Origin of the sequence: Gaetbulibacter aestuarii, from assembly GCF_039537665.1 — a bacterium.
GTDB classification, from domain to species: domain Bacteria; phylum Bacteroidota; class Bacteroidia; order Flavobacteriales; family Flavobacteriaceae; genus Gaetbulibacter_A; species Gaetbulibacter_A aestuarii.
In genome coordinates this window covers 819,762-834,601 of record NZ_BAABAY010000001.1, presented here as the reverse complement: position 1 = coordinate 834,601, position 14,840 = coordinate 819,762, and the positions used below count along the sequence as shown (strand labels likewise).

Genomic DNA, 14,840 nt, shown 5'->3' with positions numbered 1-14,840 from the left:
CGGCATTAATTGATGTTAATTTACAGATATAAATACCTCAAAAAGAAGTCTATATCCGTTTCTCAATATAATCAAAAATCCCGAAGTTTTATTGCAAAATTATTCTACCAAAAGCCTTTTATACTTAGGATATTTTACCGCATATTTCAGGTCGAGTTCTTTTGTATCGGCCGGTTTTAATTCCAGATTCCAAATAACCTCACCGGTTTCTGGATTAACCACCCCGCGTGATTTATCTACGACTTCCACAGTAATCTCATCGCGTGTAGACACCGGAATTTGATCGTGAATTTCAATTGGAATAGTTTGTTGTTTATTATTTTTTACCGTGATCTGCCAAGCCCTGATCTCTTCTTTTTTAGTGCCTATAAATTTTTTAGAACTGAAATTAGTTTGTTGCTCACGCTTGATGCTGATATTTTTATCTCGCCCTAACGAAAGTTGCAAAGTATCCGTAGCATAGCGCACATCCAAAACACTTTTCCCTACAAAGGTGTTTTCAAAAAAGAGGTTGGCCTCGCCCTCCAGTAAATTATATTTTTCCCAATCGTTAATACTTGCTGTAAGAAAGGCTGATGCCTCAACTTTTGGCACGCTTACATATTTATAATCTGCGGGCACTTCATATTGAGCAACATCAACGGCATAAGTTTTATTATCTGAAGGTACTGTAAACGGACGGTCAATTTCAAATTCTACCGTTGTTTGTCTTGCTACTTGTTCTACCGGAAGGGAAATATTTTCAGGTTCTTGAGGTGAACTACCCTGTCCGCGAATGGCAACGCCGCTCACTTTTCCTCTTAGAGCTCTATCAATTTTATTACTGCTGTTTGTTGATCCATATCCCACAACAACCACTTCATCTAAGGCTTCTGAGCTTTCTTTCATTCTAACATTTATAATCGGTGCTGCGATAGTTTTTTCAACGGTATTAAACCCAACATAACTAAATACCAAAACACCCTGACCATTTGGCACGGTTAAATTGTATTTACCATCAAAATCAGTACTAGTTCCTATAGTCGTTCCTTTAACGAGAATTGTGGCTCCCGGCAGTGGCTGTCCATCTTCATCCATGACTACCCCAGAAAGCTGGTTCACATTACTACCATAAGCCGGTGGAGGTGTACCATAATTCAAGTAATACGTTTTTAACTCCGGTGTTACACCCGAAATATTTGGGTTAGAGGTCGATAACCGTAATTTAACCCCTTTCCAATCTACCTTGGTATCTTGATGGATATTAGCCTTATAATTTAAGGCTATCGGACTATTAATGTCCTTAGCCTTGATGTCATAGAATGGTAACCAACCGGCATTCTTTACCACATAGCTCAAAGCCACATCTATTTTTGTAGCCATTTTGCTGTCTATTTTAATAACCACATTTCCTTTGGAGTATTCTTTAACACCTGTTTCAGCATTCATTTCATTATTTAATTCCGAAATTTTTTCACTAAGAGCCTTAAGCGTTTTGTTATTTTGAAGCAGACTTTTGTTTAAATCTAATATGCGTTTTCTATAAAAATCAGCGGCTTCTCTCAATGAAGTTACGCTCACCCCATCATTACCTCCAATTCGTTTATTAGCGTTAATAAATTCTATTTCCTGATTTATCACCTGATTTTCCATAGTGATTTCATCAATACTTCCCTGGGTATTTTCAATGGTTGCTTCGAGATCTATGATTCGTTGAGGCTTTTCGAGTTTATCTACAAAATCGGCCTTGTAATTAACCGAAAGCACCGTAATGTTTCCTTTTACCTTTGTCTGAACACTACTCGGAATAATAAAAGGAGACAGGTCCTTAAATATGACCTGAGTGACACCCGCATCTAACTGAATTTGTTTATTTCGTGTTATTTGGGCATTTTCCAAAAAAACAGTAACCTCATCAACTTTAGAAGTAACCGATAATTCTTTTGGGTTTTGTGAAAAAATTTGAACAGGTAATAATAGACTTAGGGTAAGAACCAGAATTCTCATAAGGGTAAGTTTAGTGTTTTGAAGTATCCTTCGTGTTAATTAATTATCCAATATACTAAAAAGTAACTCAGGGTTCAGGGTAAAAATGGGATGCAGTTCAACCATTTTCATCCTAAGCCTTATTTAATAATTCCAAAATATTCATTTCATCAGAGTATTTGAAAACAGCCATTACAACACCTTCTTTGTTCAGAACTACGGTGTAGGGAAAACGGTTAACATTTAATTGTCTTAAAATATTTCCCCCATTCGGAATTAATTTAAAGTTTGAATTTTCCAAATCAAACCCACGATTAATCTCATCCTTGTTGGCATTGAAAATGATTATGGCTTCAATTTCGGTATTTCTATTGGTCTCATTGATTTTTTGGTCCATTCCGGCAATTTCATGTTTTTTGAATCGAAATGAATCTGCCTCCATTTCAAACCTTAATATGACCATTTTACCTTTAAGGTCATTAAAATCCATCGTTTTACCGTCAACCGTTTTAAGGTTGTAATCAGGAAATGAAAACCCTTCAACCAATGAAGTTTTTCCTGGCTTATAAACCCGGATTTTCAAATTCTGAGGATCATAAAGATATTTTATGATTTCACCTTTTTTGTCAATTACCGGTTCTAAAATAAGTTTGGGATTTATTGCTAGAAGCTTTTGGAACATCTCAGGCGACACTTTTTCTCCTGTTATTTTATTGTATACCTTGTCAACACTAAATGAGGTATCTACACTTACTTTTGTGTGTTTAACCCCAATAGGAGTCTGTGCTCCTAATGAGATACATAATAAGAAAAATAGGCTTAGAGATACGGTTTTTTGCATAATGAGTTTTTTTAATATCGAAATATAGGTATTATAGTAGTTATTTCCTACAAAAATGCGTTTTCTTAGATAGAAAGGGCCTTTTCCCGAAAAAATTAATTTTTAAAAATCCGATAAACCGTCTTACTCCGTCTTAAAAATAAAGCCGCGATTGTGGACATTTTCAATCTTGATGGTCCAGTCCTTACTTAGGTATTTTCGCAAATGGGTAATGAACACATTTAAACTTTTCCGATTAAAATAATCGTTCTTACCCCATAAATGATTTAGGATCTCTTTATGCGTGCAAATGCGATTCTTGTTGGTAACCAAATAGTGAAGCAGTTCGCTCTCGCGCTTGGTCAAGGTGGTTACCTCATCTTTGTAATGCAATTGTTGGTTCACCACATCGAAGGTATAATTTCCTAAGGTAAAAGTATCGTCGTCATCGTTTTGTTCAACCTTACTTTTCAATCGCGATAACAGCGCTTTAATGCGTACCACAAGGACTTCTTCATCAATAGGTTTTTTTAAATAATCAACCGCACCCAGGGAGAACCCTTTTAGAATGTCGATTTTTAAAGAACGTGCCGTGAGGAACAAAAAGGGTAAATTCGGGTTTACGGCATTGATCTTTTTGGCGAAACTAAAGCCGTCAATATCCGGCAACATCACATCCAGGATTGCCAGATCGTAACTGTTCTGCTCCAGCATTTTCCAGCCCTCATCGCCGGTCTTAGCCCAATAGACTTCAAAATCGTTCATGTTGAGATATTCCTGAAGCAAATATCCCAGGGTTTCATCATCTTCAAGAAGCATTATTTTGTCTTTTTCACTAGCCATGATTTAAGGGTATAATAATGGTGATACTTGTGCCACTTCCGGGCGTGCTGTCAATTTTTATTTTGCCTTTATGTTTTTTGATGATATCCTTTACATAACTCAGTCCAAGGCCATAACCTTTTACCTTATGCAGTTCGTCGTTACCCACACGGTAATACTTTTTAAAGATAAGCGATTTTTCCTTTTTACTCATCCCAATGCCATTGTCTGAAACGGTTATCTCCAGAACTTTTGCTGTCGTTTTAGCTTTTAAAGTAATCATCGGATCATCCGAGTATTTTTGAGCATTATCCAAAATATTACTGATGGCATTTTCCAGGTGCGTTGCTTCCGCTTTTATGGGATAGGTATCGCCTTCCAAGCTATAGCTAAACTGAATATTCTGTAAACTTGATAAGGCTTCAAAATCCTCGCAAAGTTTTTTCAAATTGGGGTAAAAATCAAGCGGTTCAATTTTAAAAACCTTTTTTTGAAATTCCAGTTTCCCTAATTCCAAAACCTTATCGATATGTTTATTGAGGCGTTCGGTTTGTTGTTTTATAATATTTATGAATTGCTTTTTTGTTGAAGGTACTTCGGGCTCTAAAATTTTTGTTGCCAGACCGATTGAGAATACGGGCGTTTTCAATTCGTGGGTTAAATTATTGATAAATGCATTGGTGGTGGTAATCACTTTATGCTGCCAGTATACCGAACGTAATACCCAAACAAAGATCACGATGATTACGAGTAAACACAAAATACTCGGGATGGTCAAACCATTAAGTTGCGATAAAAAATAGCTATTAAGATCCTTAAATTGAAGTTCGAGGATCACCTGGCGGTTTACCAGCTTGGGCAAATAGCCTTGCAATTCTATAGGATACGTTTCAAGCTTGGTATCGGGTGCGAAGGTATGAGCAGATTTCAGATAAAAGGTACTGTCGCGCGTAAACAAGCGATAGGAGAAATCGGTTTTAATGCCATTAATAGACAAGCGGTATTTTAAAAAATCGTCCAGAAAGTTTTTTGAAGCTGTCTCCATACTATCCAGACTCATGTTGAAATATTTATCGTCTTTTACCAAAGCACGACCGATAAGAAAGGTAAGTTGTGTTTGAATGCCAAGTTCTTGTTTGATCTGCTGACTCGACTCCCCAATATCCCGATTGAATTTTACTTTGGCTACATTCAAGCCAATTTTTAAATACTGATACTGCACCACAAACAAGGTTATGATGCTGATTACAAAAATGGCGATATATATGGTACGCTTGCTCAAAACTGATGCTATATTACTAAAAAAAGTGTTGCTTACCTCAAATTAACTTTTTATTAATCAAATTAATCTTTTATTAATCTTTTTTACTTTTCGATAGCCAGTAGCAAAGCCTAAACCCTGTACTTTAGCAGCGTTAGAGTTAGAACTATGAGTCGCATTTTAATTAGAATTAACAAATATCGTTTGATCGCTATAAGCATCGGCATTATCTATTTGTGGTTTGGTGTGTTAAAATTTTTCCCGGAACTCAGCCCCGCTGATGCCCTGGCTAAACAAACCATACATTTTCTGACCCTTGGTTTTTTACCGGATCAGATAAGCATTTTGTTATTAGCCACCATTGAAGTTACTATTGGTGCCATGCTCGTTTTCAACATAAAAATTCGCGTTGCCATTACAGCGGCGCTATTACATTTGTTATTCACCTTTGTGCCTCTATTTTTCCCCGATGTGTCCTTTTCGGGTGGGCCTTTTGTGCTCACCCTGGTAGGGCAGTATATCTTAAAGAATATAGTAATTATAAGCGCCCTACTGTTTATTTATCCTTTGGATGAAGCCGCTTTAAGTCGCCATAATAAACGTATTAATGCGGTAAGCGAAAGTTTACCATAAAATATTGATTTAAGTTAAATGAGCCTTGAGTAAGTTCATTAAAAATTAATTTGTTTTTCATAGGAATAGCATCAAATCAACGGTTTGATGCTATTTTTTTGTATGCTTTCCCTGGTAAATTTTAATGGACTCGCGTAAGTATCGTCAAATAATTCACTAACTTTCGGACACTTAGAAAATCGGACGACCGGCATTTTTTGCCCAGATTTTATGACTTATTCAAACCAACCAAAGCATGACCAGGTTTTTTAAAAAACTCCGACAAGATCTATTCTCTAAAAACAAAACCATCAACTATTTAAAATATGCCTTAGGCGAAATTATCCTTGTGGTTATTGGGATTTTGCTCGCTGTTCAAATCAATAGCTGGCATCAGAACACCCTGCGGTTGAAACAAGAAAAAGTATTGTTGAAGCAATTAAAAAAGGAACTTTTAGATACTTATTATGATCTGTTCACAGATATTTACCTCCTGAGGATCGGAAAGACCAGTCAGGAAAAAATTTTAAACGTCATTACCCATGATAAGCCTTATGAGGATGCGCTTTGTTTTGATTTTTACTTTTTAAAATACGATGAGTACATTTATCCTAATACCGCCGTTTATGGAAAAATTAAAGAATTGGGGCTGGATATCATTCAAAATGATACCCTTCGTGAAAATATAAAAGCACTTTATGAAGACTTCTTTCCCCGAATCAGTAAAAACACGGCCTTTACCACTGATATTTCAAACTATCTGGATCCCTATTATGTAACCCACTTCACCCCGAATACAGATCTTGATCTGCACTACATTATTCCTGCAATTACCGATAGTTTAGGCGGGAGGACTTATAAACAAAATGCGCTACAATTTCCAGGTAAAAATCCCTTTATCGGTAGTTTGTTAGATAGCCTCAACCAAAGTGAAAAATCAAAAATAGTCACCTCCAGCTTTGATGACGCTAATTATACCATAGGCTTCGTGCCACTAAACTTTGAGCAGTTAAAAAAAGACCCTCAATTTTTAATGTTACTGAAAGAGGTTGAAGCCGATCGGAGTTATAAATTATCGCGATATCTCCAAACCAGATTAACCGTTAGGAAGGTCGTGAATCATATTGATAAAGTTCTCGAAGATGATTAAACTATTTCACAATATTCGAAAATCCTTTATTCAGGAAGGTAAAACCTTAAACTACCTGAAATATGCCATTGGCGAGATTGTACTGGTCGTGATCGGGATCCTGATCGCCCTTCAGGTTAATAATTGGAATGAAGATCGGAAAGGTGAAAAGTTTGAACATGAAATCCTCACACTCATTGATAAAAATCTGGAGCAGGACTCAATAGCGCTATCTAACGAACTGGCTAAGTCAGAGCTCGGCATACATTGTACCGATCGTCTTTTAGAACAAGTCGCTTTAAAAAATTACAACGACAGCCTGAGCTTTTGGATGGGAAAAATTATCACCTTTGAGCGTTTCAGATCGCAATCCAGCGCCTATGAAATGTTGAAATCCAAGGGCCTGGAAAATATTTCCGATAAAAAGCTTCAAATGGCTTTAATATCCTATTATGACCAAAGCTTATTTAACGTGTACCAAGCTTTTAATGATGTTGAACAACAATTTAATTTAGACTGGGTGCCCATAATAAAGCAGGAGTTTAAGGATTTTAAATGGACTGTTTACTGTAAACCGACAGATCCTAAAACATTCTTTGAAAAGGCATCTACAATTTCCTTCTTTAAATTGTATCGTGATAATAGAAGAGGTTCTGTTAGAAATGCCTCAAAAGCGCTTGCTAAAATTTCAGAGATCAGAACGCTGATTAAAAAAGACAACTAAAAATTTATATTTTTTGTCTCCTAATAATCAGGCTTTTAAAACATAAAAGATGTATGTTTATTACCATAGAAAAATACAAAGTCGTTTTTCTCATAATCTGAAATATTATGAAATCCAAACTATGTTTTATTTTCATATTTCTCAGTCTTCTGAGTAATGCACAAATAATATCCATAAAAGATCTTAAAAATATTCCGGGATTCTGGCAAGGTAAATTAACTTATCTCGATTACAATTCGGGGAAACCCTATTCCATGCCTGTCAATCTTGAAGTAGAACCCATCGCCGGAACAAATAATCTTCTTCTTTCGATAAGTTATCCAGACGAGCCAAATGCCAATGGGATGGATACCTTATTCATTTCCAAAAACAGAAAATTTATTAATGCTTCTGCCATTGTTCGCAGACAAGAGCTTCCAAATAAAACAGCGCTAATTGTAACCAGAAGTAAAGGGAGGGACGGCAATGATAACTCAGAGGTCCTAATTCGATATAGCTATACTATCGGGCCATCTGAATTTAAATTAAAAAAAGAAGTGCAATTATTAAATGATACCACCTGGATAAAACGTAATGAATTTATATTTTCGAGGACGTTAAAAAAGAAGCTATGAACCATCACTTTAGAAAAGCGAAACGCTCTGAAATTCCTGAGATCTGGACCATCATTCAACAAGCTATTGCCCGTCGCAAGGCCGATGGCAGCAATCAGTGGCAAGATGGTTATCCGAATCCCGAGGTTTTGAACCGCGATATCGACCGGGATGCGGGCTATGTTCTAACACACAACGATAAAATTATTGGCTATGCCGCCGTGTTAATTAACGACGAACCGGAATACGACAACCTCGAAGGACAATGGCTCTCGAATGGTGATTTTGTAGTGTTTCATCGCGTGGCCATTCACGATGACTATTTAGGACAAGGCCTTGCTAAAGCCCTGTTTCTTTACATTGAGGCTTTCGCTTTACAACACGAGATTTACAGCGTGAAAGCCGATACCAATTTTGATAACCAACCCATGCTCGCCTTGTTTGAAAAACTTGGTTATACCTACTGCGGAGAAGTGTATTTTAGAGGCAGCCCCAGAAAGGCCTATGAGAAAGTCTTAAAATAAATTTAAATATAAACGGTATGAGAATCATTTATCTAGCACTGGGATTGTTGCTGCTTTTTTCCTGCGAAAATAAGACAACATTCGATATTCAAAAGGAAACGGTTGCCATACTTAAATTACACCACGCTCAGCGCGATTCTCATTTTAATAAAGATTCCCTGGCTTTTGTGAATCAATTTTCCAAAAGCTTTATTTCCGTAAATAAAGGGGAAATAACCCAGCCCTCTAAAAAAAATATGTTGCAACGCTATCATCGTTATTTTTCTTCTGTAACTTTTGATCAATGGGATGATGTTTCTGATCCTATCATTAGGTTTTCTGAAGATGGAACGCTAGCCTATACCATCGTAGATAAATTGGTAAAGTTGCACTTCAAAAAAGAGGACGGTACCTCGACGCCTTCTGAAACACATTTCGCCTGGACCACGATTTATAAAAAACACCATGGCCGTTGGAAAATTGATTGCGTAACATCTACCGAAAGAACACCTTAAAAAAGAACGAGATTATAGCGTACATTTTCTAAGCATAAAACACGTTTCTAAAGCTAAAAAACAGGTTTGAAAGTTACATTAGTCACACAAGTTCTTCCTAAAAAGCTGTATCTTATACATTCGATTTAAAAAGATTTAAAACACAAAAATTAGAAGATTCATGAGTTATTATTTTAAAACAACATTACGCGATAAACCTTTTAATGATGCCATAGAGGAAGTGACTCAGGCTCTAAAAAAAGAAGGCTTTGGTGTGCTTACAGAAATTGATATTGCCCAGACCTTAAAGAAAAAATTGGACGTCGATTTCAAAAAATACCGCATTCTTGGTGCCTGCAATCCGCCTTATGCTTATGAGGCTTTGCAAAAAGAAGAAAAGATCGGGTTGTTCCTGCCTTGTAACGTGGTGGTTCATGAAAATGACGAAGGTCATATTGAGGTAGCAGCTGTAGATCCTGTAGCGTCTATGATCTCGGTTGAAAACGATGCCTTAGCTAATGTTGCCCACGAGATCCAGCAGAAACTTAAAAATGTGATCGATAGTTTGGCTTCATAATGTGCCTTGAAAAAAGTTTAAAAGCACTATCGCTGTTTACTGGCCGTTTCAAGCCCCTCAAAACTTGGTTATTATCATATATTAGAATTTATTACATTTGTTCTAAAGTTTTTTAATTTTAGAATTCTCCCATGAAAATCCGAGTTTTAACAACCGGCGCACTTATTTTTTCGTTTTTTCTAAGTGCACAGACACCTATTCAAAATAATTCAAAAATTGACAGTCTCATTTCAGTCTGCCTGAACAGCAGAAGGAATCCGGTTGATTTCAAGGCAAATGCCCTAAAATTACTGGAGGCTTCCAAGCTAGAAAATAATACAAAAGGGGTATTGGCTGCCAATCAATTTTTATCTAGAATTGCTTTGGGCCAGATGCAGTATCAGGACGCCTATAATTATTGTCGTGAAGCTATTAAACTTGCTAAGGACTCAAATAATGACGGCGCTTACCACGCCATAACCAATACGCTAGCTCAAGTTCATTTTCAAACTAAATATTACGACTCTGCACTTTATTATTTCCGGGGAAACTTGAGTTTTCTTAAAAATGAAGCGCGCCAAAAATTTCAATATTATCAAACCCAAAGAAATATTGGAAACATCTTTTTACGGGAAAACAAACTAGACAGTGCGCAGTATTACCTGCAAGCAGCATTGAAAGGATTTAACGCGATTAACAATAAGATGTTTTCGGCACAAACTTATAATATGCTCGCCGAGGTTGATTTGATCAAAAAAAATTATAACGCAGCACTAACTAAGGCTAGCAAAAGTTTGGAACTCACAAAAGCCATTAATTTCAGACCTAATCTGGCATCAACTTACAATTTACTAGGACGCATTTATGACGAAAAAGGCAATGAAGATCAGGCAGAGTCCTATTACAATTTAGCAGAACAGACGAAAATGCGTCCGCCTAAAGGCGCGGCTACCGATGCTTCCTGGACGACCAAAGAAAAAAGTATTGCCGAGCATAAGAACAAACGCATCAATCGTTTAACTACTGAAAAGGCTTTTTACCAATCCAATTTGTTTATGGCCATTGTTATTTTGATCGGGTTAGGAGTTATCGTTTTTTTCCTTTACAAAAAGAACAAAATCAGCAAGCATGAAGTGGCACAGCTTCAGGAGCAACTCGACGCATTTAATGTGGCCTACGAAAAACTTCAAAGGAAATCTCAGGAAAACACTCCTGAAACGCATCGTTTGGAATTACCAAGTGGGAAGCTTATCGTTTTGGAAGAGGTGGTTTACTTGAAATCGGATGCGCATTACGTTGAAATTTATTTAGAAGAGACTGAAGCACCCTTAGTGGAGCGCATTTCATTAAGTAAACTTTTAAAACTTCTACCGGAAAATGCCTTTATTCGCACCCAAAAATCTTATGCAGTAAACATTCATAAAATTAAGATCATCAACTCCACCCAACTCATGATGCAAAATGGAATTTGGGTAAAATTATCTCCCAATTATAAAGCAGCATTAAAAGAAAGATTACACGCCAATTAACACTTTTCCGCCTCATGGCCGATCAAAACACCCTGTTTCATGTCGCAATTTGGCTGTTTCATGACAAAAAATTGAATTGTGATCGATCATTCAACATATTTGTTTATTGCTACTAGCAACTCCAATTAATATTTTACAAATGAAAAAAACGAAGCTACTACTAATCAGCTTTATTATATCAACACAGGTTTTAAATGCTCAAAGTAGTAATGGCCCAACCAAAGACGAGACGATTGGCTGGATTAATAACTATGCCTCTGATTTCTTAAATAAAGGGAATCATAAAGGCGGCACGTGGGCAGATGGTAAAGAACGTCAATCTTATATCAAAGCAAACGAAAATACGGGGACACTTTTAATCAGTATGATATTTAATTATATGGAAACTTCAACTGAGATTTCTTTAGCGAATATTAGAACCATGAAAAATATCAAATCTGGAGATGTGTATTCTATTGAATTTGAAGGCAAGGGTGTTTGTAAAACTCATTCCCCAAGTGGGGAAAATTTCACTACCTAAAAGTGACACTTATGGCACGAATGGTTTTGTGCATTTAATTTTAGACACCAAAGACCATGCGGAACGTGTTTTTAAAGCCCTTAAACATTTAATACCGTTTTATAATGATAAAGAGGTAGAATATATTGATAATATTAGCCTGGAAAACAAATTTTAAACCATAAAATCTTTACTTATGAGAACTTCAAAATTCATCATTTTATTAACTATCCTTTCGATGGGGCTGCAAAGTTTTGCTCAAAATAAAGAAAAAAAATACGCCTTTGCAGTATACATATCCAATGGCACGGCAACGTCAGATTGTGTCAACATCAATCAGGCCTACGTAAGCCCGATCGTATCTTCAAATTTCGGTGACTGGCGGGATGAAGAAAACGCGATACCCGATCTGGAAATGAAATGGGCCAAAAAATGCGAGGCCAAATTCAACATCAGGGAAACCTGGTGCTTTTCGGACAATTACGGGCCGGCCGTTTGGGAGAAAAACTATGGCAAGGTTGATGAAGAACGCGATACCATGATCTCCGACTTACAAAGGCAAGGTTACACCGTAAGCGAAAGCTATATTTTTAGCTTTTATTACAATTATAATCCTAATTAATCACAAGTTTTAAAACCCATGAAAAAAACACTTTTATTATTAATTATGCCATTTGTGCTTTTAGAAAATACTCAGGCACAAAGCGATGTTCAAGGCCCAAACAAGGAAGAAACTATTTATTGGTTGAAGACCTACGCACTTCCCAAAATGCGACGTATGTCATATCAAATTTACTCGGGCACATTCTCTATTTATAATGACCGTTTTGTCTATAGACTGGTATTTCCATATAATGGAGAATTAGTATCAGAACAAGTTGTAAATTTTGAAGATCTAAAATATGTGTATACAGATAAGTGCTCTATGCTTTTTTGGGAAAGTGAAGGTGAAAGTCAAGGTGAATTTGATTACACATTCAGTAAAGCTGTTATGAAACGCAATGACGGTAAAACATTTGATGGTTCCACTTTTTATTTCAATAAAAACAATTTTAGCGAAGATGAACTACAGAGCGTAAAAAAGGCCTTTATACACCTTGCAGAACTTTACGGCGCAAAACCCGCCCCAAAAGTAAATAAAAACTCATTTTAAACAAGCTACCCCATGAAAAAAACAATGCTTTTGGTACTCATCTTTGCTGTATCAACCCAGGTTTTAAATGCTCAAAGTAATAATGGCCCCACAAAAGATGAAACCATCAGGTGGATTAATAACTATGCCTCTGATTTCTTAAATAAAGGAAATCATAAAGGGGGGAAGTGGGCAGATGGCAAGAACGCCAATTTTATATCAAAGCAAACGAAAATACGGGCACACTTTTAATCAGTATGATATTTAATTATATGGAATTTTCAACTGAGATTTCTTTAGCGAAAATTAGCACCATGAAAAATGTCAAATCTGGAGATGTGTATTCTATTGAATTTGAAGGCAAGGGTGTTTGTAAAAATCATTCCCCAAGTGGGGAAATTTTACCACCTGATAATGACACTTATGGCTTGAATAGTATTGTGCATTTAATTTTAGACACAAAAGACCACGCGGAACGCGTTTTTAAAGCCTTAAAACATTTAATACCGTTTTATAATGATAAAGAGGTAGATTATATTGACAACATTAGCCTCGAAAATAAATTTTAAATCTTTTATTGTCCAATGAAGAAAATCATAATATTGCTAATTTCGTTTTTTGTTTTTGTGCAATTTGCGCAAGGGCAAAATAGCCCGACAAAGGAAGAAACTATTGAATGGATTAACACATTCGGTAAAACCTATTTTAAGGAAGCTATAAATAAAATTCCTCAAAAAAATGGTTATTCAAAAGTTGGTGACCTAAAGGTTATGAATAATCAACCCTTGTTAAACATTACATATCACTATAATTGGCCAGATAACAATATATATAAAGTAGATGCTAATATTTATTTAGCCAATATAGAAACTACGGCCCTGGAACAAGTTTCTAATGATTATACAAATAGAAAAATTCTTTATTGCATAACGTTCAAAGGAGAGGGGGTTTTTCAGTCCGTTGGAGGAATAGCTAATCGTGATTCTGGTAAATTTATTAATGAGCCCAATGTGTCTAAAAAAAATTTTACGCCAGGATATTCAGCAATCTATTTCGATACAAAAGACCACGCGGAACGCGTTTTTAAAGCCCTGAAACATTTAATACCGTTTTATAACAATAACCACGTTGAGTATATCGACAAAAGTAACCTTGAAAACAAATTTTAAGTCAAAATTAGTATTTATAAGAGGGATCCTTTTTTTACTTGTCTTAACCTTTGGGATCTCTGTTTCATCGGCCCAAACGGTAAGCGCGCCAAAAGACTCTTTGAATAACGGAATAACCGGTTCAGAATGGCGCAGTCGTGGCCTAATTCTGGGTGGCCATGTTTTTAAATATGCTTATGGCGAATTGGGTTATTACTCGAGTGTTATTAAAAAAGATCGGGGTGTCCCTACCTTAGCTGCCTCAACGAGTTATGGCCTGGAGTTCTCTTATTTCGACAAACTTGTTGTGGCACCAAAAATACAGAAACGCTTATACACTTACTTAATGAACATGAGCCTATCGGCTTTGTGTTATACCGATGTTAACTCAGGTTATGCACTTAAAATAAGGCCGGAACTGGGGTTTGGCCTGTGGAATCTGAATATCTCTTACGGCTATAATGTCGGGGTTTTTAAAAAAGGAATTCTTCCGGTGAATACGCATGTAGTTAGTGTTCGCTACTATTTAAATTTAAATAAAAAACACCTGAGTGATTTTAGCTCGCACGGAGTTATGGATAAAAATTAAGCCTCATGGATTTTGATGAATTTAAAAAACTATACGCGCGTTTTTCCGCTCCCGACACCCTAAATTATTCCACGGGAACAGCAGATTACGAACGCTACGTGGAGGCGTTCTATGATAATAAAACTTTTTATGAATGGATGCTTCAACAGGAATTAACAAAGGCAGGTTTCAATTATTCCGAATATTGTTGCGTTACCATGGCACAGCACGTTTTTGAAGGTCTTAAAAAGGATGGCAGTATGGATCTGTACAACGCCGATGTGGTGATGCGGCGCTGGGACGACGGAACCCTTGGTATTCCTATACATGATGGTGGAAGTTCGATAATTGTAATAACATTTTGTCCTTGGTGTGGACAAGGTTTAAAACCTCCAAAATCATCACCCTAAATACTTCACTCTAAAAGTCAGAAAAAGCTTATTTATTTCGTGTTGTAATTTGGCTGTTTCATGACAAAAATTTGA

Annotated in this window: 21 protein-coding genes; 17 read left to right on the top strand and 4 right to left on the bottom strand. The window is 36.4% G+C overall.

Features of this window, described 5'->3' with window-relative positions:
* Positions 1–99: 99 nt before the first annotated feature.
* From ABD682_RS03690 to ABD682_RS03675, 4 genes are all read right to left on the bottom strand, one after another.
* Positions 100–1,986, bottom strand: a complete 1,887-nt coding sequence (locus ABD682_RS03690) for a DUF4139 domain-containing protein (protein WP_344739121.1) — start codon at positions 1,984–1,986, stop codon at positions 100–102.
* A 112-nt stretch (positions 1,987–2,098) separates the two neighbouring features.
* Complete coding sequence (locus ABD682_RS03685) at positions 2,099–2,806, bottom strand: peroxiredoxin family protein (protein WP_344739119.1); 708 nt, start codon at positions 2,804–2,806, stop codon at positions 2,099–2,101.
* A 123-nt stretch (positions 2,807–2,929) separates the two neighbouring features.
* Positions 2,930–3,628: a response regulator transcription factor gene (locus ABD682_RS03680; RefSeq protein ID WP_344739117.1), complete on the bottom strand. Its 699-nt coding sequence runs from the start codon at positions 3,626–3,628 to the stop codon at positions 2,930–2,932.
* The gene (locus ABD682_RS03675; RefSeq protein WP_344739115.1) at positions 3,621–4,889 is read right to left on the bottom strand and encodes a sensor histidine kinase; all 1,269 of its coding nucleotides are present in this window, start codon (positions 4,887–4,889) and stop codon (positions 3,621–3,623) included. Before ABD682_RS03675 ends, ABD682_RS03680 begins: the two co-directional genes overlap by 8 nt.
* Before the next feature lie 147 nt (positions 4,890–5,036).
* Between ABD682_RS03675 and ABD682_RS03670 the strand changes: the two genes are divergently transcribed.
* From ABD682_RS03670 to ABD682_RS03590, 17 genes are all read left to right on the top strand, one after another.
* Positions 5,037–5,501: a doxx family protein gene (locus ABD682_RS03670; protein ID WP_344739112.1), complete on the top strand. Its 465-nt coding sequence runs from the start codon at positions 5,037–5,039 to the stop codon at positions 5,499–5,501.
* Positions 5,502–5,736: 235 nt separating this feature from the next.
* Entirely contained in the window at positions 5,737–6,630 is an 894-nt protein-coding gene (locus tag ABD682_RS03665; RefSeq protein WP_344739110.1) for a DUF6090 family protein, read from the top strand.
* Positions 6,623–7,333 carry a DUF6090 family protein gene (locus tag ABD682_RS03660; RefSeq protein ID WP_344739108.1) on the top strand — a complete coding sequence of 237 codons (711 nt, stop codon included), beginning with the start codon at positions 6,623–6,625 and terminating at the stop codon, positions 7,331–7,333. Before ABD682_RS03665 ends, ABD682_RS03660 begins: the two co-directional genes overlap by 8 nt.
* 107 nt (positions 7,334–7,440) lie before the next feature.
* On the top strand, positions 7,441–7,947 hold the full coding sequence (locus ABD682_RS03655) for a hypothetical protein (RefSeq protein ID WP_344739106.1): 507 nt from the start codon (positions 7,441–7,443) through the stop codon (positions 7,945–7,947).
* Positions 7,944–8,450 carry a GNAT family N-acetyltransferase gene (locus ABD682_RS03650; RefSeq protein WP_344739104.1) on the top strand — a complete coding sequence of 169 codons (507 nt, stop codon included), beginning with the start codon at positions 7,944–7,946 and terminating at the stop codon, positions 8,448–8,450. The genes ABD682_RS03655 and ABD682_RS03650 overlap by 4 nt, the downstream gene beginning before the upstream one ends.
* Before the next feature lie 17 nt (positions 8,451–8,467).
* On the top strand, positions 8,468–8,944 hold the full coding sequence (locus ABD682_RS03645) for a nuclear transport factor 2 family protein (protein ID WP_344739102.1): 477 nt from the start codon (positions 8,468–8,470) through the stop codon (positions 8,942–8,944).
* 160 nt (positions 8,945–9,104) lie between these two features.
* On the top strand, positions 9,105–9,500 hold the full coding sequence (locus ABD682_RS03640) for a DUF302 domain-containing protein (RefSeq protein ID WP_344739100.1): 396 nt from the start codon (positions 9,105–9,107) through the stop codon (positions 9,498–9,500).
* Between the two features lie 131 nt (positions 9,501–9,631).
* Entirely contained in the window at positions 9,632–11,008 is a 1,377-nt protein-coding gene (locus ABD682_RS03635; protein ID WP_344739098.1) for a tetratricopeptide repeat protein, read from the top strand.
* 139 nt (positions 11,009–11,147) lie between these two features.
* On the top strand, positions 11,148–11,528 hold the full coding sequence (locus tag ABD682_RS03630; protein ID WP_344739096.1) for a hypothetical protein: 381 nt from the start codon (positions 11,148–11,150) through the stop codon (positions 11,526–11,528).
* Entirely contained in the window at positions 11,506–11,685 is a 180-nt protein-coding gene (locus tag ABD682_RS03625; protein WP_344739094.1) for a hypothetical protein, read from the top strand. Before ABD682_RS03630 ends, ABD682_RS03625 begins: the two co-directional genes overlap by 23 nt.
* An 18-nt stretch (positions 11,686–11,703) precedes the next feature.
* The gene (locus ABD682_RS03620; protein WP_344739092.1) at positions 11,704–12,129 is read left to right on the top strand and encodes a hypothetical protein; all 426 of its coding nucleotides are present in this window, start codon (positions 11,704–11,706) and stop codon (positions 12,127–12,129) included.
* An 18-nt stretch (positions 12,130–12,147) separates the two neighbouring features.
* Positions 12,148–12,660, top strand: coding sequence for a hypothetical protein (locus ABD682_RS03615; RefSeq protein ID WP_344739090.1), 513 nt, complete (start codon positions 12,148–12,150; stop codon positions 12,658–12,660).
* A 12-nt stretch (positions 12,661–12,672) separates the two neighbouring features.
* Positions 12,673–12,891 (top strand): hypothetical protein, encoded by a 219-nt coding sequence (locus ABD682_RS03610; RefSeq protein WP_344739088.1) that lies wholly within the window; start codon positions 12,673–12,675, stop codon positions 12,889–12,891.
* A gap of 62 nt (positions 12,892–12,953) precedes the next feature.
* Positions 12,954–13,208, top strand: a complete 255-nt coding sequence (locus ABD682_RS03605) for a hypothetical protein (RefSeq protein ID WP_344739086.1) — start codon at positions 12,954–12,956, stop codon at positions 13,206–13,208.
* A gap of 15 nt (positions 13,209–13,223) precedes the next feature.
* A complete protein-coding gene (locus ABD682_RS03600; protein ID WP_344739084.1) occupies positions 13,224–13,808 on the top strand; it encodes a hypothetical protein in 585 nt (194 codons plus the stop codon).
* Positions 13,792–14,376, top strand: coding sequence for a hypothetical protein (locus ABD682_RS03595; protein ID WP_344739082.1), 585 nt, complete (start codon positions 13,792–13,794; stop codon positions 14,374–14,376). The genes ABD682_RS03600 and ABD682_RS03595 overlap by 17 nt, the downstream gene beginning before the upstream one ends.
* A gap of 5 nt (positions 14,377–14,381) precedes the next feature.
* Positions 14,382–14,765 carry a DUF6980 family protein gene (locus ABD682_RS03590; protein ID WP_344739080.1) on the top strand — a complete coding sequence of 128 codons (384 nt, stop codon included), beginning with the start codon at positions 14,382–14,384 and terminating at the stop codon, positions 14,763–14,765.
* Positions 14,766–14,840: the final 75 nt, after the last annotated feature.

Excerpts from the sequence above, each read along its gene's own strand:
- ABD682_RS03690 (WP_344739121.1), bottom strand. The coding sequence starts at position 1,986 with ATGAGAATTCTGGTTCTTACCCTAAGTCTATTATTACCTGTTCAAATT.
- ABD682_RS03685 (WP_344739119.1), bottom strand. The coding sequence starts at position 2,806 with ATGCAAAAAACCGTATCTCTAAGCCTATTTTTCTTATTATGTATCTCA.
- ABD682_RS03680 (WP_344739117.1), bottom strand. The coding sequence starts at position 3,628 with ATGGCTAGTGAAAAAGACAAAATAATGCTTCTTGAAGATGATGAAACC.
- ABD682_RS03670 (WP_344739112.1), top strand. The coding sequence starts at position 5,037 with ATGAGTCGCATTTTAATTAGAATTAACAAATATCGTTTGATCGCTATA.
- ABD682_RS03665 (WP_344739110.1), top strand. The coding sequence starts at position 5,737 with ATGACCAGGTTTTTTAAAAAACTCCGACAAGATCTATTCTCTAAAAAC.
- ABD682_RS03660 (WP_344739108.1), top strand. The coding sequence starts at position 6,623 with ATGATTAAACTATTTCACAATATTCGAAAATCCTTTATTCAGGAAGGT.
- ABD682_RS03655 (WP_344739106.1), top strand. The coding sequence starts at position 7,441 with ATGAAATCCAAACTATGTTTTATTTTCATATTTCTCAGTCTTCTGAGT.
- ABD682_RS03650 (WP_344739104.1), top strand. The coding sequence starts at position 7,944 with ATGAACCATCACTTTAGAAAAGCGAAACGCTCTGAAATTCCTGAGATC.
- ABD682_RS03645 (WP_344739102.1), top strand. The coding sequence starts at position 8,468 with ATGAGAATCATTTATCTAGCACTGGGATTGTTGCTGCTTTTTTCCTGC.
- ABD682_RS03640 (WP_344739100.1), top strand. The coding sequence starts at position 9,105 with ATGAGTTATTATTTTAAAACAACATTACGCGATAAACCTTTTAATGAT.
- ABD682_RS03635 (WP_344739098.1), top strand. The coding sequence starts at position 9,632 with ATGAAAATCCGAGTTTTAACAACCGGCGCACTTATTTTTTCGTTTTTT.
- ABD682_RS03630 (WP_344739096.1), top strand. The coding sequence starts at position 11,148 with ATGAAAAAAACGAAGCTACTACTAATCAGCTTTATTATATCAACACAG.
- ABD682_RS03620 (WP_344739092.1), top strand. The coding sequence starts at position 11,704 with ATGAGAACTTCAAAATTCATCATTTTATTAACTATCCTTTCGATGGGG.
- ABD682_RS03615 (WP_344739090.1), top strand. The coding sequence starts at position 12,148 with ATGAAAAAAACACTTTTATTATTAATTATGCCATTTGTGCTTTTAGAA.
- ABD682_RS03610 (WP_344739088.1), top strand. The coding sequence starts at position 12,673 with ATGAAAAAAACAATGCTTTTGGTACTCATCTTTGCTGTATCAACCCAG.
- ABD682_RS03605 (WP_344739086.1), top strand. The coding sequence starts at position 12,954 with ATGAAAAATGTCAAATCTGGAGATGTGTATTCTATTGAATTTGAAGGC.
- ABD682_RS03600 (WP_344739084.1), top strand. The coding sequence starts at position 13,224 with ATGAAGAAAATCATAATATTGCTAATTTCGTTTTTTGTTTTTGTGCAA.
- ABD682_RS03590 (WP_344739080.1), top strand. The coding sequence starts at position 14,382 with ATGGATTTTGATGAATTTAAAAAACTATACGCGCGTTTTTCCGCTCCC.